General features: G+C 59.8%; 18 protein-coding genes. 9 read left to right on the forward strand and 9 right to left on the reverse strand.

The features are described from left to right. On the reverse strand, positions 1 to 2,083 hold a 2,083-nt coding region (locus ACW9JC_RS18580; protein WP_457456666.1), incomplete at its 3' end, for a DUF6531 domain-containing protein. Between the two features lie 248 nt (positions 2,084 to 2,331). Between ACW9JC_RS18580 and ACW9JC_RS18585 the strand changes: the two genes are divergently transcribed. Next, on the forward strand, positions 2,332 to 3,027 hold the full coding sequence (locus ACW9JC_RS18585) for an HAD-IA family hydrolase (RefSeq protein WP_457456668.1): 696 nt from the start codon (positions 2,332 to 2,334) through the stop codon (positions 3,025 to 3,027). Between the two features lie 54 nt (positions 3,028 to 3,081). On the opposite strand, the gene ACW9JC_RS18590 is transcribed toward ACW9JC_RS18585, so the two are convergent. Beyond that, the gene (locus tag ACW9JC_RS18590) at positions 3,082 to 3,828 is read right to left on the reverse strand and encodes a 3-oxoacyl-ACP reductase family protein (RefSeq protein ID WP_457456670.1); all 747 of its coding nucleotides are present in this window, start codon (positions 3,826 to 3,828) and stop codon (positions 3,082 to 3,084) included. 125 nt (positions 3,829 to 3,953) lie between these two features. Between ACW9JC_RS18590 and ACW9JC_RS18595 the strand changes: the two genes are divergently transcribed. Further along, on the forward strand, positions 3,954 to 4,880 hold the full coding sequence (locus ACW9JC_RS18595) for a LysR family transcriptional regulator (protein ID WP_457456672.1): 927 nt from the start codon (positions 3,954 to 3,956) through the stop codon (positions 4,878 to 4,880). A 95-nt stretch (positions 4,881 to 4,975) separates the two neighbouring features. Here ACW9JC_RS18595 and ACW9JC_RS18600 read toward each other — a convergent pair whose 3' ends face one another. The 3 genes from ACW9JC_RS18600 to ACW9JC_RS18610 all read right to left on the reverse strand — a co-directional run bounded on the left by ACW9JC_RS18600 (position 4,976) and on the right by ACW9JC_RS18610 (position 8,589). Beyond that, positions 4,976 to 5,704, reverse strand: a complete 729-nt coding sequence (locus tag ACW9JC_RS18600) for an aspartate/glutamate racemase family protein (RefSeq protein WP_416128828.1) — start codon at positions 5,702 to 5,704, stop codon at positions 4,976 to 4,978. Positions 5,705 to 5,760: 56 nt separating this feature from the next. Then, on the reverse strand, positions 5,761 to 7,299 hold the full coding sequence (locus tag ACW9JC_RS18605; protein WP_338585528.1) for an NCS1 family nucleobase:cation symporter-1: 1,539 nt from the start codon (positions 7,297 to 7,299) through the stop codon (positions 5,761 to 5,763). A gap of 549 nt (positions 7,300 to 7,848) precedes the next feature. Beyond that, positions 7,849 to 8,589, reverse strand: coding sequence for a phosphoadenylyl-sulfate reductase (locus ACW9JC_RS18610; RefSeq protein WP_457456675.1), 741 nt, complete (start codon positions 8,587 to 8,589; stop codon positions 7,849 to 7,851). 163 nt (positions 8,590 to 8,752) lie between these two features. Between ACW9JC_RS18610 and thrH the strand changes: the two genes are divergently transcribed. After that, a complete protein-coding gene (thrH, locus tag ACW9JC_RS18615; protein WP_338585529.1) occupies positions 8,753 to 9,370 on the forward strand; it encodes a bifunctional phosphoserine phosphatase/homoserine phosphotransferase ThrH in 618 nt (205 codons plus the stop codon). Positions 9,371 to 9,483: 113 nt separating this feature from the next. Here thrH and pabB read toward each other — a convergent pair whose 3' ends face one another. From pabB to rloA, 4 genes are all read right to left on the reverse strand, one after another. Further along, positions 9,484 to 10,821, reverse strand: coding sequence for an aminodeoxychorismate synthase component I (gene pabB / locus ACW9JC_RS18620; protein ID WP_457456678.1), 1,338 nt, complete (start codon positions 10,819 to 10,821; stop codon positions 9,484 to 9,486). Positions 10,822 to 10,901: 80 nt separating this feature from the next. Further along, the gene (locus ACW9JC_RS18625; RefSeq protein ID WP_457456680.1) at positions 10,902 to 11,888 is read right to left on the reverse strand and encodes an alpha-L-glutamate ligase-like protein; all 987 of its coding nucleotides are present in this window, start codon (positions 11,886 to 11,888) and stop codon (positions 10,902 to 10,904) included. Next, on the reverse strand, positions 11,888 to 13,423 hold the full coding sequence (gene rloB, locus ACW9JC_RS18630) for an osmotic stress tolerance membrane protein RloB (RefSeq protein ID WP_046816175.1): 1,536 nt from the start codon (positions 13,421 to 13,423) through the stop codon (positions 11,888 to 11,890). Before rloB ends, ACW9JC_RS18625 begins: the two co-directional genes overlap by 1 nt. A 5-nt stretch (positions 13,424 to 13,428) precedes the next feature. Further along, entirely contained in the window at positions 13,429 to 13,965 is a 537-nt protein-coding gene (gene rloA / locus ACW9JC_RS18635) for a retropepsin-like aspartic peptidase RloA (protein WP_338585533.1), read from the reverse strand. Positions 13,966 to 14,263: 298 nt separating this feature from the next. Between rloA and ACW9JC_RS18640 the strand changes: the two genes are divergently transcribed. The 6 genes from ACW9JC_RS18640 to prpD all read left to right on the forward strand — a co-directional run bounded on the left by ACW9JC_RS18640 (position 14,264) and on the right by prpD (position 22,765). Further along, positions 14,264 to 14,983, forward strand: coding sequence for a GntR family transcriptional regulator (locus tag ACW9JC_RS18640; protein WP_338585534.1), 720 nt, complete (start codon positions 14,264 to 14,266; stop codon positions 14,981 to 14,983). Beyond that, entirely contained in the window at positions 14,980 to 15,870 is an 891-nt protein-coding gene (gene prpB, locus ACW9JC_RS18645; protein WP_457456683.1) for a methylisocitrate lyase, read from the forward strand. Before ACW9JC_RS18640 ends, prpB begins: the two co-directional genes overlap by 4 nt. 43 nt (positions 15,871 to 15,913) lie before the next feature. Continuing rightward, positions 15,914 to 17,041 carry a bifunctional 2-methylcitrate synthase/citrate synthase gene (prpC, locus tag ACW9JC_RS18650; protein WP_457456685.1) on the forward strand — a complete coding sequence of 376 codons (1,128 nt, stop codon included), beginning with the start codon at positions 15,914 to 15,916 and terminating at the stop codon, positions 17,039 to 17,041. A 195-nt stretch (positions 17,042 to 17,236) separates the two neighbouring features. Continuing rightward, entirely contained in the window at positions 17,237 to 19,831 is a 2,595-nt protein-coding gene (gene acnD / locus ACW9JC_RS18655; protein ID WP_457456686.1) for a Fe/S-dependent 2-methylisocitrate dehydratase AcnD, read from the forward strand. Positions 19,832 to 19,895: 64 nt separating this feature from the next. Beyond that, a complete protein-coding gene (prpF, locus tag ACW9JC_RS18660; protein WP_457456688.1) occupies positions 19,896 to 21,086 on the forward strand; it encodes a 2-methylaconitate cis-trans isomerase PrpF in 1,191 nt (396 codons plus the stop codon). Between the two features lie 194 nt (positions 21,087 to 21,280). Further along, entirely contained in the window at positions 21,281 to 22,765 is a 1,485-nt protein-coding gene (prpD, locus tag ACW9JC_RS18665) for a 2-methylcitrate dehydratase (protein WP_457456690.1), read from the forward strand. Positions 22,766 to 22,834: the final 69 nt, after the last annotated feature.

Raw genomic sequence — 22,834 nt, forward strand, 5'->3', positions numbered from 1 at the left:
ACGCCCAATGACGGATACATCGGGCAGCCTTGCCGGACTTTTCCCACTCCCAGTAAAAACTCGCGCCACCGGCCAGCTGCCGTTGCAGGATCACCTGCTGCTCGTCGTAGTCGTAGCGTTCGCTTTCACCGGCGGCATTCGTCGCTTCGATCAACCGCCAACGGGCGTCGTAGCGATAAGTCACCAGCGTCTGTTCGGTGCGCCAGGCCGGCGGCTGATCGTCGCCGAGGTAAAAGCGCTGGTAGTCGACGGCGACTAAATGACCGCGCTCGTAACGCAACCACAGGCAACGCCCGGCGCCGTTGTCCAGGCGCTGGATGCACCCGGAAAAATCGCGCTGCACCGTCAGACGATTGCCGTAGGCATCGCTGATCGCGCTCAAGCGCCCACCCAGAAAATGGAAAAAGCGCACCGACTCGCCAGCCAAGGCGACAATCAGTTCTTCCGGCTCTTCACCGAGGTAAATCGCCGCCCGCGACAGGCTGTTGTGGATCGCCGGACGCGTCAGGCTCGGCAGCGGAAACGGCGTGCGCCGGTTTTCCGCATCGACCCAGGTGACCGTCTCGCCGTCGATCTCCAGGCGCTGGGCCAGCGAATGGCTCCAGCCAAAGCCGAGACCGCCGTCGAGTTCCACGGCGCTGGTGCGATACAAACGGGTGAACTCGAATGGCAGCAGCCCATCAAGCACACCGTCAGTCAGGGTCAGCAGTTCTTCGCCGCTGACCAGCGACACCGGACAGCCATGGGTGGCGGTGCGATCCGCTGAATCGGCGCTGTCGCCGTTGGGGTTTTTCGCTTGAACAGGAACATCATCTCGATGTTCCTGCCGGCCCAACCGTGTCTTGGCTGCGGATTTATTGCGAGCAATGGCGACCGGATTGTCCACCAATACATCCGCAGCTCCCGCCGCACTGATCTGCAGAGGCACCGCTGGCGCAGGCCTCAGCTGCGCGTTCCGGGCATTGACCATCAGCGGTTTGAGTGCGCTCGCATGAGTGGTCAGATCAGAGCGGCTCGTCAGCTCCGACAGCCGTAAACCCGCCGCAGCCAACCAACGCCGAGCACGCTCGGACTTGATCTTGTTGAGCACCTTGACGCTGATGCCGAGCCTCAAGCCTATAGGACCGGTCAAGCGCACCAGCAGGAAACTGATCAACAGCTCTGTACGAACTTGCGCCACGACTTCAGCGATGTATTGCGGCGGCAGCATCCGCAGCCAACTGGTGAAAGCCGCCAGATGAATGAACATCAATGGTTCGTCGCTTAGCACCAGCAACACATTGGCGATGGTTTCGGACGAGGCCTTCAGCAGCGCCTCAATTTCCGCTTCGCTCAAGTACACCAGGAGCTTTTCGCTATTGGCCTGGAGGTCGGAGATCAGGTCGTAGAGCTGCTTAACGTCATCCCACAAGCCGTGCAGCGAGCTTTCGAAGCCGCGCCAGTCAGCGCGTTGCAGCATGCCGTAGCGTGCAATGAAGTCCGCCTCGGAAAACCCGGCCCACAACGGTTGAAACTCGGTGCTCCATTCATTGCGCAACCAGCCCTCAAGCTCGCCGAGGACACCTTTATAGGAGTCGTAAAGCGTCTTGACGTGATCGCGGGTGACGTTGGGAAAAAAGGTGATGCGATAGCGATCGCCGCGCCAGCAGTCGGCGACTTCAAGGATGCCGCTGGGGCCGATGGTTTTATGAATCGGCTTGCCATACTGCGGTTCGCCCGGGCCTTCGTTGAGCAATAGTTCGAGCATCACCGGCGTATTACCGATGGGCACGAAGCGCGCGGCTTCAAACATGTGCACCAGTGTCAGCGGGCCGTTGGCTGGGCACATGGCAACCGTTGAACTGACGGGAGCGGTGGATTTCTTCGATGCGCTGAGGCGGACTTCATGGCCGACCTTGAACACCTGCTCGACATCCAGCGTCCCGCCCGCCCAGAAGCTTTCAGCCCAGGCTTCGTAATCGTTGAGACAGAGACGGAAATCACCGAGCAGCGCTTCGATGTCCGGCTGCTGCGGGTTCATCGCAGCCACCACCAGCAAGCCGATGGTGTTGTTCAGGGCCAGCAGCTTGTCAGGATCGAACATTCGCGGTCTTTCACTCGAGTGAAGAGGGAGCGCGAAACTCTGCGATGGATCAATCGAGAAAGAAGTCGGGAAAAACGGTATTTGGTGTAGGGCGAATCGCTAAATCATCGATATCGCTTCTGCCCGGCTCGGGTTTTGCCCGTTGCTCCATGTTGTCGCCGCCCGCTATGCTGCTGAACCCTTTAATCAATCACGGAGCCGGCCGCACCTGAGCCGCCTGGGATGTCATTGAAAACGGATCAGATGCGATGAATGCAGCGCTGGATGAGTTCGGCCCGATCAAGGCCGTGATTTTCGATATGGACGGCTTGCTGCTGGATACCGAGGGCATTTACACCGAGGTGACGTCGATCATTGCCGGGCGTTACGGGCGGACCTTCGACTGGAGCCTCAAGCAACACATCATCGGTCGCGGTGCTGGTGACCTCGCACGTTATGTGGTCGAGGCGCTGGAATTGCCGATTACAGCCGAAGAGTTTCTGCTGATCCGCGAGCCGTTGATGCGCGAGCGTTTTCCTACAGCGCAGGCGATGCCTGGCGCACAGCAACTGGTCCGGCATCTGAAGGCTCACAACATTCCCATTGCGGTGGGCACCAGTTCGTCGAGTCAGTCGTTCGGCCAGAAAACCACGCTGCACCGCGATTGGTTCGCCATGTTCGACTTCATCGTCACCGCCGATGACCCGGAAGTTGGCGCGGCCAAACCGGCGCCGGACATCTTCCTCACCGCAGCGCGGCGTTTGGGTGTCGCACCGCAGGATTGCCTGGTGTTCGAGGATTCGCCGTTCGGTGTCACGGCGGCGAAAGCGGCGGGGATGACGGCGATTGCGATTCCGGATGCGGCCATGGCCGATGAAAAATACGCACACGCCGATGGCATTCTTCGTACGCTGAAAGCCTTCAAGCCGAGTGCGTTTGGCTTGCCGGCGCTTGAGTGGGTTTGACGATAAAAAATGTGGGAGCGAGCCTGCTCCCACATTTGGATTGCGTTTAACTCATCAGGCGCCAAAACCACCGTCGATGGTCAGGCTCGCACCCGTGATATAGCCGGCCTCGGGACTGACGAGGTAGGCGACAAAACTGGCGATCTCTTCGGCTTTGCCATAACGCCCTACAGCCATCAGCGGGATCAGGCTGTCGGCGAAGTCGCCGTCGGCAGGGTTCATGTCGGTATCGACCGGGCCCGGTTGCACGTTGTTGATGGTGATGCCTTTAGGGCCGAGGTCACGGGCCAGGCCCTTGGTCAGGCCGACCAGCGCCGATTTGCTCATGGCATACGGACCGCCACCGGCGAAGGGCATGCGATCGGCGTTGGTGCTGCCGATGTTGATGATCCGGCCGCCTTCGGTCATGTGTTTGGCCGCGGCCTGGGTGGCGATGAACACGCTGCGCACGTTGATGGCCAGGGTCTGGTCCAAATCTTCGAGTTTGAAATCTTCCAGCGGCGCAACGGCCAGCACGCCAGCGTTGTTGACCAGGATATCCAGTCGACCAAAGGTCTCTACCGTCGCCGTAACTGCGTTGCGAATGGCTTCGGCGTCGGCACTGTCAGCCTTGATGGCCAGGGCTTTGCCGCCATTGGCGATGATGGTGTTTTGCAGTTCTTCAGCCTTTGCCGTGGAGCTGACGTAGGTGAAGGCAACGGTTGCGCCTTCAGCGGCCAAGCGTTTGACAATGGCTGCGCCGATGCCCCGGGAACCGCCTTGAATCAATGCCACTTTGCCGCTGAGGTTCTGAGTAGTCATATCGATCTCCAAGTCCCGAGGCGAGATGTCCCGGTTGATGGAGCCTAGTATCGATTCAGGATTGCAGGCTGTGTAGACGGTAATTGCTATAGTCTGTGTAAACCAGAAGTTTATAGTGATACGCCATGGAAACCTTCAGCAGTATCGAATGCTTTGTACGCAGTGCCGAAGTCGGCAGCTTCGCCGAGGCCGCGCGGCGCTTGAGTCTGACGCCGGCGGCGGTGGGCAAGAGCGTGGCCAAACTCGAAGCGCGACTGGGTGTCCGGCTGTTTCAACGCAGCACCCGCAGCCTGACGCTGACCGAGGCCGGTCAGCTGTTCTTGAGTCAGGTCAGTGCCAGCCTGACGACCATCCAGAACGCCGTGGCCCATCTGGCCAACGCCGAAGGGCGGCCGGCGGGGACTTTGAAAGTCAGCATGGGCACGGTGTTCGGGCGGTTATATGTCGTGCCGCTGCTTGGCGAGTTTCTACGGCGCTTTCCGGCGATCAATCCGGACTGGCATTTCGACAATCGTCAGGTCGACCTGATCGGCCAGGGTTTCGATGCGGCGATTGGTGGTGGCTTTGAGCTGCCCCAAGGCGTAGTTGCACGCAAGCTGGCACCGGCGCATCGGGTGTTGCTGGCTTCTGCAGATTATCTTGCGCGACACGAAATGATCACGGAGCCGGAGGACCTTCAACATCACGACGGCATCTTGATCCGGTCGCCGCAAACCGGACGCGTGCGTTCCTGGCAGTTGATCGGCCGTAGCCCCCAACACTGCCGCCCGTTGATGATCAAGGCGCGAATGACCATGAGCGATTCGGATGCGGCATGCGCCGCGGCAGCCCAGGGCCTGGGCATTGCGCTGGTGAGCATGCCGTTCGCGGTAAATTATCTGGAGGCGGGCACGTTGCAGCGAGTGCTGCCGGACTGGTACATCGATGACGGCAGTATTTCGATCTACTACGCGGAGCACAAACTGCTGCCGGGCAAGACCCGGGCGTTTGTTGATTTCATTATTGAGCAGTTTGCGGAGCGGGGGTTGGGGCAGCGGTTCAGTGCGATTTGAGCATGGCTGTAGACCGAGGTGTGGCCATCGCCAGCAGGCTGGCTCCCACAAAAGCTGTGGGAGCCGGGCTTGCCCGCGATGAACGATAACGCGGTCTATCGCATAAACTTCTGCGGCCAGCCAATGATGTTCTTTGGCCGCGGAGTCGCATAAGTCCGCACTTTCGACGTCGACAATCCCAACCGCACCAACGACTCGGCAATGGTGACCGCCGCCGTCACACCATCAATCACCGGCACGCCGGTACGTTGGCGAATCTGCTCATCCAGCCCGGCCATGCCGCCGCAGCCCAGGCAGATCACTTCGGCTTTGTCCTGGGTCACCGCCAACTCGGCCTGGTGCACGATGGCCTCCAATGCGCGTTGCGGCTCGTGTTCCAGTTCCAGCACCGCCAGACCGCTGGCTCGCACCGAAGCGCAGCGGTCCCAGAGCCCGGAGAGTTTCAGGCGATCCTCGATCAGCGGCACGGTGCGGTCGAGCGTGGTGACGACCGAATAGGCGTGACCGAGGAACATCGCGGTGCTCGCCGCAGCGTCGGTGATGTCCACCACGGGTACGTTGAGCAATTCCTGTAGGCCTTCGCGACCGTGTTCGCCATAGCCGGCCTGGATCACGGCATCGAAGGGTTGGTCGTAGGACATCACCCGATCCATGACCGCGATAGCGGCCAGGTAGCTTTCGAAATTACCTTCGATGGAGTCGGCACCGAAGAAGGGCGTCAGGCCGACGATTTCCGTGCCCGGTGCGGCCACGGCCTGGGCCGAGCGGGCGATGGCCTGGGTGATGGATTCGGTGGTGTTGACGTTGACCACGAGAATTCGCATGGGAAGTCCTTATAACGGGTGGTTCTGCGGCCCGACGCTGCCGGGCCGCGATGGAGTTAATGGCTGACGTTGTCGACCGCGATGGCTTCGCCGCTGACGTCGGCGTAGTGCGGTTGGCGTTTGGCGATGATCAGGTAGAGCAAGCCGGCAATCGCGGCGCCAATCAGCCAGGAGAACGGCGACACCAAGTGGAAACCCGGTACCAGCGCCAGGACGATGGCGATCAGGGCTGCAGGAATGAACGCCGCCACGGCGCGCAAATTGACTCCGCGGCTGTAGTAATAAGCGCCGTTCGGGTCTTCGCTGTACAACTGCGGCACGTTGACCTGACCTTTTCGTACAAGCCAGTAGTCGACCATGATCACGCCATATAACGGACCGAGCAGCGCGCCGAGACCTGACAGGAAGTACACGATCACCAACGGGCTGTTGTAGAGGTTCCACGGCAGGATCAGCACGGCGATGGTCGCGCTGATCAACCCGGCGCGGCGGAAGGTCAGGTACTTCGGCGCGAGGTTGCTGAGCACGAAGGCTGGCGCGACGAAGTTGGCCATGATGTTCACCGCCACGGTGACGATCAGGAACGCCAGGCAACCGAGGACCAGGAAGAACGTGTTGGGAATCGAGGCGATGATTTCAGTCGGGCTTTCGATGATCCGGCCATTGATCTGAAATTGCGCGCCACACAGCAGGACGGTGATGGCGGCGAACACCAGAATGTTTACCGGCAGGCCCCAGAAGTTTCCGACCTTGATGGTCTTGCGGCACGGCGAAGAACGGGCGAAGTCGCAGAAGTTGAGGATCAGCGTGCCGTAGATCGCCAGCCACAGCGCGCCACCGGCAAAGATGTTGCGCCACATCTCGCCACCGGTCAGTGGTTCACGGATCGACCAGGCGATGGTTGCGTTGGCCTGAAAGTACATCCAGGCGGCGAGGGCGGCGACGGTCAGCAAAATCACCGGCCCGGCGAAGGCTTCGTAACGCCGCACCATCTCCATGCCGTAGGCGAGGATCGCCAATTGCACGAACCAGATCGCCACGAAACACACCCATCCCAAGGTCGACAAACCGAGAATCGAGTCGTGGTCGTAGTCGGCGAATCCGGGGTGGACGGCGGTCAACAACACGCGGAAGACCACTGATGCCAGGTAAGTCTGAATGCCGAACCAGGCGATGGCGATCACGGCACGGATCAGCGCAGGAATCTGCGCGCCATGAATGCCGAAACTGATCCGGCTGATGACCGGAAACGGCACGCCGGTCTTTTGGCCCATGTAGCCGGACAGGTTCATGAAGAAGTACACCAGCGCGGCGCCGATCCCCAGAGACAGGAGAATCTGCCAGCCGCCAAGGCCCAAGGCATACAGCCCGATGGCGAACGAGTAGTTGGCGATGTTGTGCACATCGTTGGTCCACAACGCGAAGATGCTGTAGCGACCCCAGCGTCGGCCTTCGGCCTTGGTTGGCGCGAGGTCTTTATTGTGCAGGCGAGGGCTGAGCACGACAGATTCAAGTGTTGGATCGAAAGCGGTTTGGGTGGCGTGGGAGGAGGGTAGATCCAGCGCGATATTGTTGTTTGAGAGACTTGTACGCATTCCGGCAGGCTCCTGATGCTCGACACCGCGATGACTGTGCATGAGCGCTTGGCTCGACAAATCTTCGTCGCGGTGTAGCGAATATCATTGGTTACGGGGCATCTGCAGCCTGTACGGGATAGGGCGCTTCAGGCTTGCGGATCTAAAGTGTGTGTATGTTTTGATTTGATTGTATACAAAACATGTATGCACTTAAGCGAGTTCCATGCCAGTGGAGGGATCTATGAAAAGCGCTGCTCATTTCGTTTTGTTATGGATCTTCGCCAAGTGACTGAAAAATAGAAAATATAAATTGACCGGTTGAACAGGTATTTATTTTTAGGGAGAGGTTTTGAGGGGTTGGGGAGGCGAAGGAGTGTAACTTTTTGGGGCGTAGAAACAAAAAAGTGCACACATAAATGCCACCGATGGTGACATTCGTGTGTACACGTTTTTTGAGCCGCACACGCACCCTGTAGGAGTGAGCCTGCTCGCGATGGCGGTAGTTCAGCCGACACACATGTTGAATGTCAGTCCGTCATCGCGAGCAGGCTCGCTCCTACAGGGGGGTTACGCTTTGGATTTGCTGATGATATTCCCCGCATGCAACCCGCATTCTTTCTGGGTGGCTTCTTCCCACCACCAGCGGCCTTCGCGCTCATGCTGGTTCGGCAGTACCGGGCGGGTGCACGGCTCGCAGCCGATGCTGATGAACCCGCGCTCATGCAGGCTGTTGTACGGCAGCTCCAGCATGCGGATGTAACCCCAGATCTCTTCGCTGGTCATTTGCGCCAGCGGGTTGAATTTGTACAGGGTGCGTTCCGGGGTGGAGAACGCGGTGTCGATTTCCATCACCGCGACGGCGCTGCGGGTGCCGGGGCTCTGGTCGCGGCGCTGGCCGGTGGCCCAGGCTTTCACGCCGGACAGCTTGCGGCGCAGCGGTTCGATCTTGCGGATGCCACAGCATTCGCCATGGCCGTCCTTGTAGAAACTGAACAGGCCTTTTTCCTTCACGAACGGTTCGAGCTTGGTGTAGTCCGGCGACACCAGTTCGATGTCGATCTTGTAGTGCTCGCGCACCTGATCGATGAAGCGGTAGGTCTCGGGATGCAAGCGGCCGGTGTCGAGGCTGAACACCTTGACGTTCTTGTTCAGCTTCCAGGCCATGTCCACCAGCACCACGTCCTCGGCGCCGCTGAAAGATATCCACAGCTCATCGCCGAACTCGGCAAACGCGAGCTTCAGGATGTCCTGGGCGGATTTGTTGGCATAGGTCGTGGCGAGTTCCACGACGTCGAACGTTGGGCTCATCAGGGCGGCTTCCTACAGGTCGGTGGCGCTGGGCGCTCTATATGGGGCCGATGGTAACAAAAAGCTGCGCCGCTCGGGGCGTCCTCTGCGTTGCGTGGTGGGGGAGGAGTCGCTAGAGTTCGGCCTCGCTCGACTCAATAAACAATACAAATGGGAGTGTCTTGTGGAAATTGCCTGTCTGGATCTTGAAGGTGTGCTGGTCCCGGAAATCTGGATCGCCTTTGCCGAAAAAACCGGGATCGAATCCCTCAGGGCCACCACCCGGGACATTCCCGACTACGACGTGCTGATGAAGCAGCGCCTGCGGATTCTCGATGAACACGGCCTGAAACTCGCCGACATCCAGGAAGTGATCGCCACCCTCAAGCCGCTGGACGGCGCGGTCGAGTTCGTCAACTGGCTGCGCGAGCGCTTCCAGGTGGTGATTCTGTCGGACACGTTCTACGAGTTTTCCCAGCCGCTGATGCGTCAGTTGGGCTTCCCGACCTTGCTCTGCCATCGTCTGATTACCGACGACACCGGGCGGGTGACCAGCTATCAACTACGTCAGAAAGATCCGAAGCGTCAGTCGGTCCTGGCGTTCAAGAGTCTCTATTACCGGGTGATCGCGGCGGGCGATTCCTACAACGACACCACGATGCTGGGCGAGGCGGATGCCGGGATTCTGTTCCATGCGCCGGATAACGTGATTGCCGAGTTCCCGCAGTTCCCGGCGGTGCATACGTTTGAGGAGTTGAAGCAGGAGTTCATCAAAGCGTCTAACCGCACTTTAAGCCTGTAAACCCGCTTACCGTAGGAGCTGCCGAAGGCTGCGATCTTTTGATCTTGTGGTTAAGAGCAAGATCAAAGGATCGCAGCCTCGTTTCACTCGACAGCTCCTACAGGGGTAGGGTGTCAGAGGTTTTGCAGGGTATCGAGCAACACCTTCACTTTGGTGATCGATTCCTGATATTCAGCCTGCCACTCGGAATCGGCAACGATCCCGCCACCGCCCCAGCAACACACCTGCCCATCCTTGACCAGCAAACTGCGAATGGCGATGGAACTGTCCATCTCGCCGCGCACGTCCAGATACAGCAACGAGCCGCAGTACAACCCGCGTCGCGTCGGTTCCAGTTCGTCGATGATCTGCATCGCCCGAATCTTCGGCGCGCCGGTGATCGAGCCGCCAGGGAAGCTGCCGGCAATCAGGTCCAGCGCATCGCGATCATCCGCCAGTTCGCCGGTCACGCTGCTCACCAGGTGATGCACGTTCGGGTAACTTTCCAGGCTGAACAATTCCGGCACCGATACCGAACCGGTGCGGCAAGTGCGGCCGAGGTCGTTGCGCAGCAAGTCGACGATCATCAGGTTTTCCGCGCGATCCTTGGGGCTGGCCAGCAGTTCGGCGGCGTTTGCTGCGTCTTCGGCAGGCGACAGACCGCGTGGGCGCGTGCCTTTGATCGGGCGGGTTTCCACATGGCGCTCGCTGACTTTGACGAAGCGCTCCGGCGACAGGCTCAAAACGGCGCCGCCATCGGGCAGGCTCTGGAAACCGGAAAACGGTGTCGGGCACGCCAACCGCAGTGCGCAGTACGCGGTCCAAGGATCACCTTGGCACGGCGCACGGAAGCGTTGAGCGAAGTTGACCTGATAGCAGTCACCGGCCTGGATGTATTGCTGGATGCGTTCGATGGCCTGGCGATATTGCTCAGCGCTCAGGTCGGCGTTCATCGGCGCTTGCAATTTGAACGTCGCGGCCGTTTCAGCAACAGGCTGACTGAACAGCTGAATCAGGCGCTGACGTTCGCTGTCGACCAGTGCCGGGTGAAACACCAGTTGGCTGGTGGCCTGTTGGTGATCGCTGATCAGCGCCCAGGCGTACAAGCCGAAACGTGCATCCGGCAATTGCAGGTCGTCCAGCGCCTGGGTTGGCAGGTTCTCCAGGTGCCGACCGAAGTCATAGCTCAGATAACCGATCAAACCGCCGGCGAACGGCAGGTCATGGGCGACCGTTGCTTCACCTAGATCTGTCAGCCTGTCGCGCAGGCGTTGCAGGAAATCGCCGCCACTTTCGTCGGGCGATACCGTCAGTTGTTCCAGCGGCCAGGCGCTGAGCAAGTCAAACCGGCCACGCTCGGCGCTGGGGCGACCACTGTCGAGCAGCACGGCGCCGGGGGCATGACGAATGGCCGCGAAGTACTCGGCGGGGTTGGCGCGATAGGGCAGCGGATGTACGGAACAGGTCAGCATGGGCGGGGTAGATCAGCCATCGAGGCGGGGTGGCGATTGTAGTCCCCTCGGGGAATTGCTCCTAGAGGGGATGTGGGGGATCAACCTTCAACCGGCGGAATATGCCCAAACATTTCCTGCACAAACGCCACGCGTTCTTCGACGGTTTCAGTCACGCCGCGAGCCTTCAAATCTTCCAGTCGCGCCTCGACGGCATGGGTACGCAGCGTCAGGCCGCAGTCGTTGGCAATCTGAATATTCAAGCCGGGACGGGCGTTGAGTTCCAGAATCAGCGGGCCTTTTTCCTGGTCCAGCACCATATCAACACCGATGTAACCCAGCCCGCACAGCTCATAGCAACCGGCGGCGAGTTTCATGAAACCGTCCCAGTAGGGCAGTTGCACGCCGTCCACCGCATTGGTGGTGTCCGGGTGCTTGGTGATGATGTTGTTCAACCAGGTGCCGCGCAGCGTCAGGCCGGTGGCGAGGTCGACGCCGACACCGATGGCGCCCTGGTGCAGATTCGCCTTGCCACCGGACTGCCGGGTCGGCAGGCGCAGCATGGCCATCACCGGATAGCCCATCAGCACGATGATGCGGATGTCCGGCACGCCTTCATAGCTGATGCTCTTGAAGATTTGGTCCGGTATCACCCGGTATTCGATCAGCGCCCGGTCGCGGTGCCCGCCGAGGGAGTACAGGCCGGTGAGAATGCTGGAAATATGGTGCTCGATTTCTTCATGGGGGATGATCTTGCCGGACACCGTGCGGTAGCGACCTTCGAAGCGGTCGGCGACGACAATGATGCCGTCACCGCCGGCGCCCTGTGCCGGTTTGATCACGAAATCGTTGCGCCCGTCGATGATCTCGCCGAGCTTGTCGATTTCCTTCTCCGTGGAAATCACGCCATACAACTCCGGCACATGAATGCCGGCGGCGATCGCGCGTTCCTTGGTGATGATCTTGTCATCGACAATCGGGTACAGGCTGCGCTTGTTGTACTTGAGCACGTAGTCTGCGTTACGCCGATTGATGCCCATGATGCCCCGGGCTTCCAGGGCCTTCCAGGTCTTCCAGAAGCCGAACATCAAGCGTCAGCCTTTTTCAGGAAGGCCTTGAAACGCACCAGTTCAGTCAGGCGGTATCCGCGATAACGACCCATCGCCAGCATGAAGCCCACCAGAATCAGCAGGATCGCCGGGAAGGTGAACACGAAGTACACCAGTTCCGGCACGCTCATGATCAGGTGCGCCAGGGACGCGGCGAACAGCGTGCCGATCGCCACTTTCATGGCGTGGCTCGCACCGCGTTCTTCCCAGGTGATCGACAGGCGTTCGATGGTCATGGTCAGGATCACCATCGGGAACAGTGCCACTGACAAACCGCGCTCCAGACCGAGCTTGTGGCTGAACAGGCTGATCGCCGCGATCAGCACCACCACGAACGTCAGCACCACCGACAGTCTCGGCAGCATTTGCAGTTTCAGGTGTTCAAGATAGGAACGCAGCGACAGCCCCAGCGCCGTGATGATCGTGAACAGGACGATGCCGAAGCCGAGCTGGGTTTCGCGGAAGGCCAGGGCGATCAGCACCGGGGTAAAGGTGCCGAGGGTCTGCAATCCGATCAGGTTGCGCAGGATCAGGATCACCAGCACGCCGATCGGGATCATCACCATGATCATGAAGGTTTGCTGTGTTTGCAGCGGCAAGCCGTACAGCGAGTATTCGAGGAAATTGGCGTCGGTGTTTTCGTCGGTCAGCTTGGCCAGGCGAATGGCGTTCATTTCGCTGTTGTTCATGCTGAAAGTGACAGTAGCTTTCTTGCCGCCATCGACGGTGATCAGGTTTTCGTCGCCGGTCCACCACAGCAGGCGGTCGGTCGGCAGGCCTTGTTCACCGGTTTCCGGGTTGAAGTACAGCCAGTCGGTGCCGTTGAAGCTGCGCAGCCAGAGTTCCGGGGTCTGCGGTTGGTCGGCCACCAGGCGGATGGTGTGGACCTTTTCCACCGGCACGTGGGCGATGGACAGTAGCAGCTCGACGATCTTCGCCTTGTGCGCCGGCGTCGGGTCACCGGCCAGGAGCATCTTGGCATTGTCGTCGTTGCTGTTGTTGACCCGCTTGATCGCTTCGCTGATGAAGGTCTCGACGTCGGCCGAATGCTGGCGGATCGGCGCGAGCAACGCTTCGGCAGCGAGTTTCTCCGGGCCTTCCACGGCAATGCTGTCGCGGAAGGTCGGGCCTTTGATCTTGGCTTTTTCAGCTGTGTAGCGCTTGGTCAGCACCAGGCGGTAATAAAGCGTCTGGTTGCCCTTGGCCCGACGTGCCGACCAGGTGACCTTGCGGTTACCGTCGACCCGGTTCACAGCCACGCCGTAGTTATTGGAGATGAAGCTCTCGTTGAGGCTCACGTAGTCGCGGCTCAGCGGCGGCACGAACATCTGGATCTTGACCGGGTCCTTGGCACTGGCGACGAACTCGACCTTGGCGTCGATGTTCCACAAGTCGTCGGTGGCGTCCTCGGTCACTGGAATGCCCAGCACGAAGATCTGATAGGCCGTAACTGAAATGCCCAGCACCACCAGGATGGCGATCAGCATTTTCAGATGAAGGGTAAGAGAGCGCATTGGAATTACTCTGCGGTATGAGCGTCGGTAGCGCAGGCGGGTTTGCCGGCAGCGTATTTAAGACTGGGGTCGACCAGCGCATCGAAGCGTTTGAGCGCTTCGGAGCCAATCAAGAGCGGGTATTGGAAGGCACTTCGGTCAGTAAGGTTCACTTCGATGCTGCGTAAAGCCGAGCCCATGCAGATATCCAGCTCGATCACCGGACGGGCGGTGTACTTCTTGCCTTCTTCCGGATCGTAGTCGCCGGCCCGGCGCTTGATCTTGCTGACACGGGCCAGCGGGCGTTCGATCGGGTGTGAATGGGCGGCGTCGATGGCCAGATAGAAACGCACCCAGGATTCGCCATTGCGTTTGAAACGCTTGATGTCGCGCGCACTCAGGGAAGCGGTTTTCGCCCCGGTATCGAGTTTGGCGGCCACCTCCAGGTCGATGCCGCCCAGCGACGCGTACTCGTTGAGGCCATACACAGTCTTTTCCCCCGCCATCGCTGCGCCAGGCAAGAAAAGAAAATAAAGGAATGCGGGGAAGGGCTTGAGTCTCATAAATCCTGGTGCGCAGCGGTCCGTACTTTGATTCAAGACCCTGGCATCGCTGCGCAAGCTCCTCGTATGCCTATCAGCTATTTATGACAGACAGTGCAGATGTGACAAACAAATGCGGGCGGCATTCTAGCACGGTGGGTTTGTGGCGCCAGCGCTGGCGGGTGGCGATAAACAGACGGGTTGCTTCGTTATGGTGCGGTCGGTTATTAGCCGATTGTCAACAATATCCATTTATCCTTTGACTAAGGCGGGCGTATTCGCTAGTTTTTGCGGCATTGGCTTTCAAGGTGTCGACAATATGCTGGATCAACTCGATCCCCCGGTTTCTACGCAAGACGATACGGAGACGCTTTCCGAGAACGTCTTCCGCCGTATTCAAGCGGCCATCGTCAAAGGCGAGATCGCTCCGGGCAGCAAAATCTCCGAACCGGAACTGGCGCGCACCTATGGCATCAGCCGTGGGCCGCTGCGCGAGGCTATCCATCGCCTGGAAGGTCAGCGCCTGCTGGTGCGCGTGCCGCACGTCGGGGCGCGGGTGGTTTCGCTCAATCACGCCGAGCTGCTGGAGCTCTATGAGATTCGCGAATCCCTCGAAGGCATGGCCTGTCGTCTGGCCGCCGAGCGCATGAGCGTCGAAGAAATCGACGAGTTGCGTCGGGTGCTGGAGACCCACGAGCGCGATGAGGCCTTCCAGGCCGGTCGCGGCTATTACCAGCAGGAAGGCGATTTCGACTTTCACTACCGAATCATCCAGGGCAGCGGCAACCGCACCCTGACGCAAATGCTCTGCGGCGAGCTCTATCAATTGGTGCGCATGTACCGCATCCAGTTTTCCACCACGCCCAATCGCCCGCATCAGGCCTTTGCCGAACACCACAGAATTCTCGATGCCATCGCCGACCGTGACGGTGAACTGGCCGAGTTGTTGATGCGCCGTCACATCGGCGCCTCCAAACGCAACATCGCCCGTCATTACCAGGACGGCGCCAACCCGACAGCCAAACGAGGTGAGTCATGAGTTTGAACAAGAGCACTCCAGGCCAGCGTTTCCGCGATGCGGTCGCCAGCGAGCATCCATTGCAAGTGGTCGGCGCGATCAACGCCAACCACGCGCTGCTGGCCAAACGCGCCGGCTTCAAGGCGATCTACCTGTCGGGTGGCGGGGTGGCTGCCGGCTCCCTCGGCGTGCCGGACCTGGGCATCACCGGCCTGGATGACGTGCTGACCGACGTGCGCCGCATCACCGACGTCTGCGACCTGCCGTTGCTGGTGGATGTCGACACCGGTTTCGGTTCCTCGGCGTTCAACGTGGCGCGCACCGTCAAGTCGATGATCAAGTTCGGCGCGGCGGCGATTCACATCGAAGACCAGGTCGGCGCCAAGCGTTGCGGCCACCGTCCTAATAAAGAAATCGTTTCGCAGCAGGAAATGGTCGACCGCATCAAGGCAGCCGTTGATGCGCGTACTGACGACAGCTTCGTGATCATGGCCCGCACCGACGCCCTGGCGGTGGAAGGTCTGGAATCTGCCCTGGATCGCGCCGCCGCGTGCATCGAGGCCGGCGCCGACATGGTGTTCCCGGAAGCCATCACCGAACTGGACATGTACAAGCTGTTCGCCAACCGCGTGAAAGCACCGATCCTGGCCAACATCACCGAATTCGGCGCGACTCCGCTGTACACCACCGAGCAACTGGCTGCGGCCGACGTGTCGCTGGTGCTGTACCCGCTGTCGGCCTTCCGAGCCATGAACAAGGCTGCGGAAAATGTCTACACCGCGATCCGCCGCGACGGCACGCAACAGAACGTCATCGACACCATGCAAACTCGCATGGAGCTTTACGATCGCATCGACTACCACACCTTCGAGCAGAAGCTCGATGCGTTGTTTGCGTCGAAGAAGTAAGTCGAATAACTCCCTAATAAATTCAAGAAAATTGGAGGCAGAAATGGCCGAAGCAAAAGTACTCAGTGGCGCCGGGCTCCGTGGCCAGGTAGCCGGGCAAACCGCACTGTCCACCGTGGGCCAGTCGGGTGCCGGTCTGACCTATCGTGGTTATGACGTTCGTGAACTGGCGGCAGATGCGCAGTTCGAAGAAGTCGCTTACCTGTTGCTGTACGGCGAACTGCCGAGCAAGGCGCAACTGAACGCCTACATCACCAAGCTGAGCAAGCTGCGCGACCTGCCGCAAGCGCTGAAAGAAGTGCTGGAACGCATCCCCGCCGACGCCCACCCGATGGACGTGATGCGTACTGGCTGCTCGTTCCTGGGCAACCTGGAACCGGAAACCAACTTCTCCGAGCAACACGACAAGACTGACCGCCTGCTGGCTGCATTCCCGGCGATCATGACCTACTGGTATCGCTTCAGCCACGAAGGCAAGCGCATCGATTGCGTGAGCGACGAGCAGTCCATCGGCGGCCACTTCCTGCACCTGCTGCACGGCAAGAAGCCGAGCGAGTTGCACGTCAAGGTGATGAACGTTTCGCTGATCCTCTACGCAGAGCACGAGTTCAACGCGTCGACCTTCACTGCACGTGTTTGCGCGTCGACCCTGTCCGACCTGTATTCGTGCATCACCGCAGCCATCGGTTCGCTGCGCGGTCCGCTGCACGGCGGCGCCAACGAAGCGGCGATGGAAATGATCGAGCGCTTCTCGTCGCCGGAAGACGCGATCAAAGGCACCCTCGGCATGCTGGAACGCAAGGACAAGATCATGGGCTTCGGTCACGCGATCTATAAGGACAACGATCCGCGCAACGAGGTGATCAAGGGCTGGTCGAAAAAACTCGCCGACGAAGTGGGCGACAAGGTGTTGTTCCCGGTTTCCGAAGCCATCGACAAGACCATGTGGGAGCAAAAGAAACTGTTCCCGAACGCCGACTTCTACCATGCCTCGGCGTACCACTTCATGGGCATTCCGACCAAGTTGTTCACACCGATTTTCGTCTGCTCGCGCCTGACCGGCTGGGCTGCCCACGTGTACGAACAACGCGCCAACAACCGCATCATCCGTCCAAGTGCCGAATACACCGGCGTTGAACAGCGCAAGTTCGTGCCAATCGAACAACGCTGAATGGTGGGAATGCCTGCACAGGTCACTGAATGAACCGGTGACCCTGTAGGAGCTGCCGCAGGCTGCGATCTTTTGATATTGCTTTTTGAAGATCAAAAGATCGCAGCCTACGGCAGCTCCTACAGGCGATCGAAGTCAGCTCAGGAACTGTGCCAGGCCCACCTTTTGAAACTACCGTGACCCGAGTCCTGACCGATGAACACTGAATTCCGCAAATCGCTGCCCGGCAGCCAACTGGATTACTTCGACGTCCGCGCGGCAGTCGAAGCCATTCAGCCTGGCGCCTACGACACCCTGCCGTACACCTCTCGCGTACTGGCGGAAAACCTTGTGCGTCGCTGCGACCCGGCCACGCTCACCGAATCCCTGAAGCAATTCATCGAGCGCAAACGCGACCTCGATTTCCCTTGGTTCCCGGCCCGCGTGGTCTGCCACGACATCCTCGGCCAGACCGCACTGGTGGACCTCGCCGGTCTGCGTGACGCCATCGCCCTGCAAGGCGGCGACCCGGCGCAAGTCAACCCGGTGGTGCCGACGCAATTGATCGTCGACCACTCCCTGGCCGTCGAGCGCGGTGGCTTCGATCCAGAAGCGTTCGAGAAGAACCGCGCCATCGAAGACCGTCGCAACGAAGACCGTTTCCACTTCATCAACTGGACCAAGAAGGCGTTCAAGAACGTCGACGTGATCCCGCCGGGCAACGGCATCATGCACCAGATCAACCTGGAGAAAATGTCTCCGGTGATCCAGGTGCGTGACGGCGTCGCGTTCCCTGACACCTGCGTCGGCACCGACAGCCACACCCCGCACGTCGATGCGCTGGGCGTGATTGCTATCGGTGTCGGTGGTCTTGAAGCCGAGAGCGTGATGCTCGGTCGCGCATCGTGGATGCGTCTGCCGGAAAGCGTCGGCGTCGAACTGACTGGCAAGCTGCAACCGGGCATCACCGCCACCGACATGGTGCTGGCGTTGACCGAGTTCCTGCGCAAGCAAAAAGTGGTTGGCGCATGGCTGGAATTCTTCGGCGAAGGCGCATCAAAGCTGACCCTCGGCGACCGCGCAACCATCTCCAACATGGCCCCGGAATACGGCGCCACCGCGGCGATGTTCTACATCGACCAGCAGACAATCGACTATCTCAAACTGACCGGTCGTGAAGACGAGCAGGTACAGTTGGTCGAGAATTACGCCAAGCAGGTCGGCCTGTGGGCTGACAGCCTGAAAGACGCGCAATACGAGCGCGGTCTGACGTTCGACTTGTCCTCGGTGGTGCGCAACATGGCCGGCCCGAGCAACCCGCACGCCCGTGTCGCGGTGTCGGATCTGGCCGCCAAAGGGATCGCCGGTCAGTGGGACGATGTGCCGGGTCAAATGCCGGACGGCGCGGTGATCATTGCCGCCATCACCAGCTGCACCAACACCAGCAACCCGCGCAACGTGATCGCCGCCGGCCTGCTGGCGCGCAACGCCAACAAGCTCGGCCTGACCCGCAAGCCATGGGTCAAGTCGTCCCTGGCGCCGGGTTCGAAAACCGTCGCGCTGTACCTCGATGAAGCTGGTTTGACCGATGAACTGGACAAGCTCGGCTTCGGCGTCGTCGCCTTCGCCTGCACCACTTGCAACGGCATGTCCGGCGCACTGGACCCGGTGATCCAGCAAGAGATCATCGATCGCGACCTGTACGCCACTGCGGTGCTCTCCGGCAACCGTAACTTCGATGGCCGGATTCACCCGTACGCCAAGCAAGCGTTCCTCGCATCGCCGCCACTGGTGGTCGCTTACGCCATTGCCGGGACCATCCGTTTCGACATCGAAAAAGATGTGCTGGGCGTGGTCGATGGCAAGGAAATTCGTCTGAAAGACATCTGGCCGAGCGACGAAGAAATCGACGCCGTGGTGAAGGCCTCGGTGAAGCCTGAGCAGTTCCGTCAGGTCTACATCCCGATGTTCGCCATCCACGAAGACACCGGCCCGAAAGTCACGCCGCTGTACGACTGGCGTGAGATGAGCACCTACATCCGCCGTCCGCCGTACTGGGAAGGCGCACTGGCCGGCGCGCGTCCACTGAAGGGCATGCGCCCGCTGGCGGTGCTGCCGGACAACATCACCACCGATCACTTGTCGCCATCCAACGCGATCATGCTCGACAGCGCCGCTGGCGAATACCTGGCGAAGATGGGCTTGCCGGAAGAGGACTTTAACTCTTACGCAACTCACCGTGGTGACCACCTGACTGCGCAGCGCGCAACTTTCGCCAACCCGAAACTGTTCAACGAAATGGTTCAGGAAAACGGCAAGGTCAAGCAGGGTTCGCTGGCTCGCGTAGAGCCGGAAGGCCAGGTCATGCGCATGTGGGAAGCCATCGAAACCTACATTGATCGCAAGCAGCCGCTGATCATCATCGCCGGTGCCGACTACGGTCAGGGTTCGTCCCGCGACTGGGCAGCGAAAGGCGTGCGTCTGGCCGGTGTGGAAGCGATTGCCGCCGAAGGTTTCGAACGCATTCACCGGACCAACCTGGTGGGCATGGGCGTGTTGCCGCTGGAGTTCAAACCGGGCACCAACCGTCACACCCTGGCGATTGATGGCAGCGAAACCTACGACGTCATCGGTGAGCGCACCCCGCGTGCCGAGCTGACGCTGGTGATCCATCGCAAGAACGGCGAGCGCGTCGATGTGCCGGTGACCTGCCGCCTCGACACAGCCGAAGAAGTGTCGATCTACGAGGCCGGCGGCGTGCTGCAACGCTTCGCCCAGGACTTCCTCGAAGAGTCGGCGGTTGCCGTTTAATACTGCTGTGCAAACACGGGACTTTAAGTCCCGTGTCTGTTTTCAAGGTTAGGAGTAAGAGCACATGGCTCACGCAGCTCAGATCAAGATTCCCGCAACCTACATGCGCGGCGGCACCAGCAAAGGCGTGTTTTTCAGCCTGAAAGATTTGCCTGAAGCGGCACAGGTTCCCGGCCCGGCCCGCGACGCTTTGCTGCTGCGCGTGATCGGTAGCCCCGATCCGTACGACAAGCAGATCGACGGCATGGGCGGCGCGACTTCCAGCACCAGCAAAACCGTGATCCTGTCGAAAAGCCTCAAGGCTGATCACGACGTTGATTACCTGTTCGGTCAGGTATCCATCGACAAGCCTTTCGTGGACTGGAGCGGCAACTGCGGCAACCTGTCGGCGGCCGTCGGTTCGTTCGCCGTCAGCAATGGTCTGGTCGATGCCAGCCGCATTCCGCACAACGGTGTGGCGGTGGTTCGCGTGTGGCAGGCCAACATCGGCAAGACCATCATCGCCCACGTGCCGATCACCAACGGTGAAGTGCAGGAAACCGGCGATTTCGAACTTGATGGCGTGACTTTCCCGGCGGCTGAAGTGCAGATCGAGTTTCTCGATCCGGCGGCGGACGAAGAGGGCGGCGGCGGTTCGATGTTCCCCACCGGCAACCTCGTCGATGACCTCGAAGTACCCGGCATCGGCACCTTCAAGGCGACCATGATCAACGCCGGCATCCCGACGATTTTCGTCAATGCCGAAGACATCGGCTACAAGGGCACCGAGCTGCAAGGCGCGATCAACGGCGACCCGAAAGCCTTGCTGATGTTCGAAACCATCCGCGCTTACGGCGCATTGCGCATGGGCCTGATTACCAACATCGACGAAGCGGCCAAGCGCCAACACACGCCGAAAGTGGCGTTCGTGGCCAAGCCGGCGGACTACGTTTCGTCCAGCGGCAAAGCCATTGCGGCAGGCGATGTCGACCTGTTGGTGCGTGCGCTGTCCATGGGCAAACTGCACCACGCGATGATGGGCACGGCGGCGGTGGCAATCGGCACGGCGGCAGCGATCACCGGCACGCTGGTCAACCTCGCGGCGGGTGGCACTGAACGCAACGCAGTACGCTTCGGCCATCCGTCCGGCACCTTGCGCGTTGGCGCCGAGGCCAGCCTGGTGAACGGTGAATGGACCGTGAACAAAGCCATCATGAGCCGCAGTGCGCGGGTGTTGATGGAAGGGTTTGTGCGAGTGCCGGGTGATTCGTTCTAACCAATACAACCCTGTAGGAGCTGCCGCAGGCTGCGATCTTTTGATCTTGATTCAAAAAAAACAAAGTCAAAAGATCGCAGCCTTCGGCAGCTCCTACAGTTGATCTCATTGCAAAAGAAGAAAGCAGTAACCAACCGAGATTGGTCCCTGAACCGAGGTCCCATCAACGACCCACTTCATAGAGTGAATCGAACATGAGTGCCAACGTCGACCTGAACAACCGCCCCGACTACGACAAGGTCCTGCAGGACATTGCCGATTACGTTTTGAACTACAAGATCGAGTCCAAAGAGGCGCTGGATACCGCGCGCAACTGCCTGATCGATACCTTGGGTTGCGGCCTGCTGGCCTTGCGTTTTCCAGAATGCACGAAGCATCTTGGACCTGTGGTTGAAGGCACCGTCGTGCCATTCGGTGCGCGCGTGCCGGGTACCAGTTACCGACTCGATCCGGTGAAGGCGGCGTGGGACATCGGTTGCATCGTGCGCTGGCTCGACTACAACGACACGTGGCTCGCCGCCGAGTGGGGGCATCCGTCGGACAACCTCGGCGGTATTCTCGCGGTGGCTGACCATTTTTCACAAAAGCGTCTGGCCAATGGCGAAGCGCCGCTGACTGTTCGTATAGTTCTTGAAGCGATGATCATGGCCCACGAGATTCAAGGCGTGATCGCCCTGGAAAACTCGTTCAACCGCGTCGGCCTCGATCACGTCATCCTGGTGAAAGTCGCCTCGACCGCGGTCACCGCCAAACTGATGGGCGCTAACCGCGAGCAGTTGTTGTCGGCGTTGTCCCATGCGTTTGCTGACGGTCAGGCGCTACGCACCTATCGGCATGCGCCGAATGCCGGCTCGCGCAAGTCGTGGGCGGCAGGCGATGCGTCCAGTCGTGGCGTGCGTTTGGCCGATATTGCGATGCGCGGCGAGATGGGTATTCCTGGCGTATTGAGTGCCAAACAGTGGGGGTTCTACGACGTATTGTTCAGCCATACCAACAACGATCTGGCACTCAAGCCTGAAGACAAACGTGAGTTCAGCTTCTCGCGGCCGTATGGCAGTTATGTGATGGAAAACGTGCTGTTCAAGATCAGTTTTCCGGCCGAGTTCCACGCGCAAACGGCGTGTGAGGCGGCGGTGACGTTGCATCCGCAGGTGCGCAATCGCCTGCATGAGATCGACAAAATCGTCATCACCACCCATGAGTCGGCAATCCGCATTATTTCCAAGGTCGGCCCGCTGGCCAATGCCGCTGATCGCGATCACTGCATCCAGTACATGACGGCCGTGCCGCTGGCCTTCGGTAACCTGATAGCCGAGTACTACGAGGACGATTTCCACAAGGCGCATCCGATCATCGATGTGCTGCGCGACAAAATGGTCATCGTCGAAGAACCGCGCTACACCCGTGAATATCTGGAGGCGGATAAACGCTCGATTGCCAATGCGGTACAGGTATTTTTCAAGGATGGGTCCAGCACCGAGAACGTGGTGGTGGAGTACCCGATTGGCCATCGTCGGCGTCGGGTCGAAGGCATTCCGTTGCTGGAAGACAAGTTCAAGGCGAACTTGCTGACACGATTCACCGGACAGCGCAGCGAGGAGATTTTTGCGTTGTGCAAGGATCAGCAGAAGCTTGAAGCGACAGCGGTGAACCGGTTTGTGGATTTGTTCGTGATGTAGAAAAAATCATGTAGGAGCTGCCGCAGGCTGCGATCTTTTGACTTTGATTTCTAGAAACAAGATCAAAAG

It is taken from the genome of Pseudomonas sp. SDO5591_S426 (assembly GCF_054070755.1).

Coding starts and splice junctions, on each gene's coding strand:
- ACW9JC_RS18585 (WP_457456668.1), top strand. CDS start 2,332: ATGAATGCAGCGCTGGATGAGTTCGGCCCGATCAAGGCCGTGATTTTC.
- ACW9JC_RS18590 (WP_457456670.1), bottom strand. CDS start 3,828: ATGACTACTCAGAACCTCAGCGGCAAAGTGGCATTGATTCAAGGCGGT.
- ACW9JC_RS18595 (WP_457456672.1), top strand. CDS start 3,954: ATGGAAACCTTCAGCAGTATCGAATGCTTTGTACGCAGTGCCGAAGTC.
- ACW9JC_RS18600 (WP_416128828.1), bottom strand. CDS start 5,704: ATGCGAATTCTCGTGGTCAACGTCAACACCACCGAATCCATCACCCAG.
- ACW9JC_RS18605 (WP_338585528.1), bottom strand. CDS start 7,299: ATGCGTACAAGTCTCTCAAACAACAATATCGCGCTGGATCTACCCTCC.
- ACW9JC_RS18610 (WP_457456675.1), bottom strand. CDS start 8,589: ATGAGCCCAACGTTCGACGTCGTGGAACTCGCCACGACCTATGCCAAC.
- pabB (WP_457456678.1), bottom strand. CDS start 10,821: ATGCTGACCTGTTCCGTACATCCGCTGCCCTATCGCGCCAACCCCGCC.
- ACW9JC_RS18625 (WP_457456680.1), bottom strand. CDS start 11,888: ATGTTCGGCTTCTGGAAGACCTGGAAGGCCCTGGAAGCCCGGGGCATC.
- rloB (WP_046816175.1), bottom strand. CDS start 13,423: ATGCGCTCTCTTACCCTTCATCTGAAAATGCTGATCGCCATCCTGGTG.
- rloA (WP_338585533.1), bottom strand. CDS start 13,965: ATGAGACTCAAGCCCTTCCCCGCATTCCTTTATTTTCTTTTCTTGCCT.
- ACW9JC_RS18640 (WP_338585534.1), top strand. CDS start 14,264: ATGCTGGATCAACTCGATCCCCCGGTTTCTACGCAAGACGATACGGAG.
- prpB (WP_457456683.1), top strand. CDS start 14,980: ATGAGTTTGAACAAGAGCACTCCAGGCCAGCGTTTCCGCGATGCGGTC.
- prpC (WP_457456685.1), top strand. CDS start 15,914: ATGGCCGAAGCAAAAGTACTCAGTGGCGCCGGGCTCCGTGGCCAGGTA.
- acnD (WP_457456686.1), top strand. CDS start 17,237: ATGAACACTGAATTCCGCAAATCGCTGCCCGGCAGCCAACTGGATTAC.
- prpF (WP_457456688.1), top strand. CDS start 19,896: ATGGCTCACGCAGCTCAGATCAAGATTCCCGCAACCTACATGCGCGGC.
- prpD (WP_457456690.1), top strand. CDS start 21,281: ATGAGTGCCAACGTCGACCTGAACAACCGCCCCGACTACGACAAGGTC.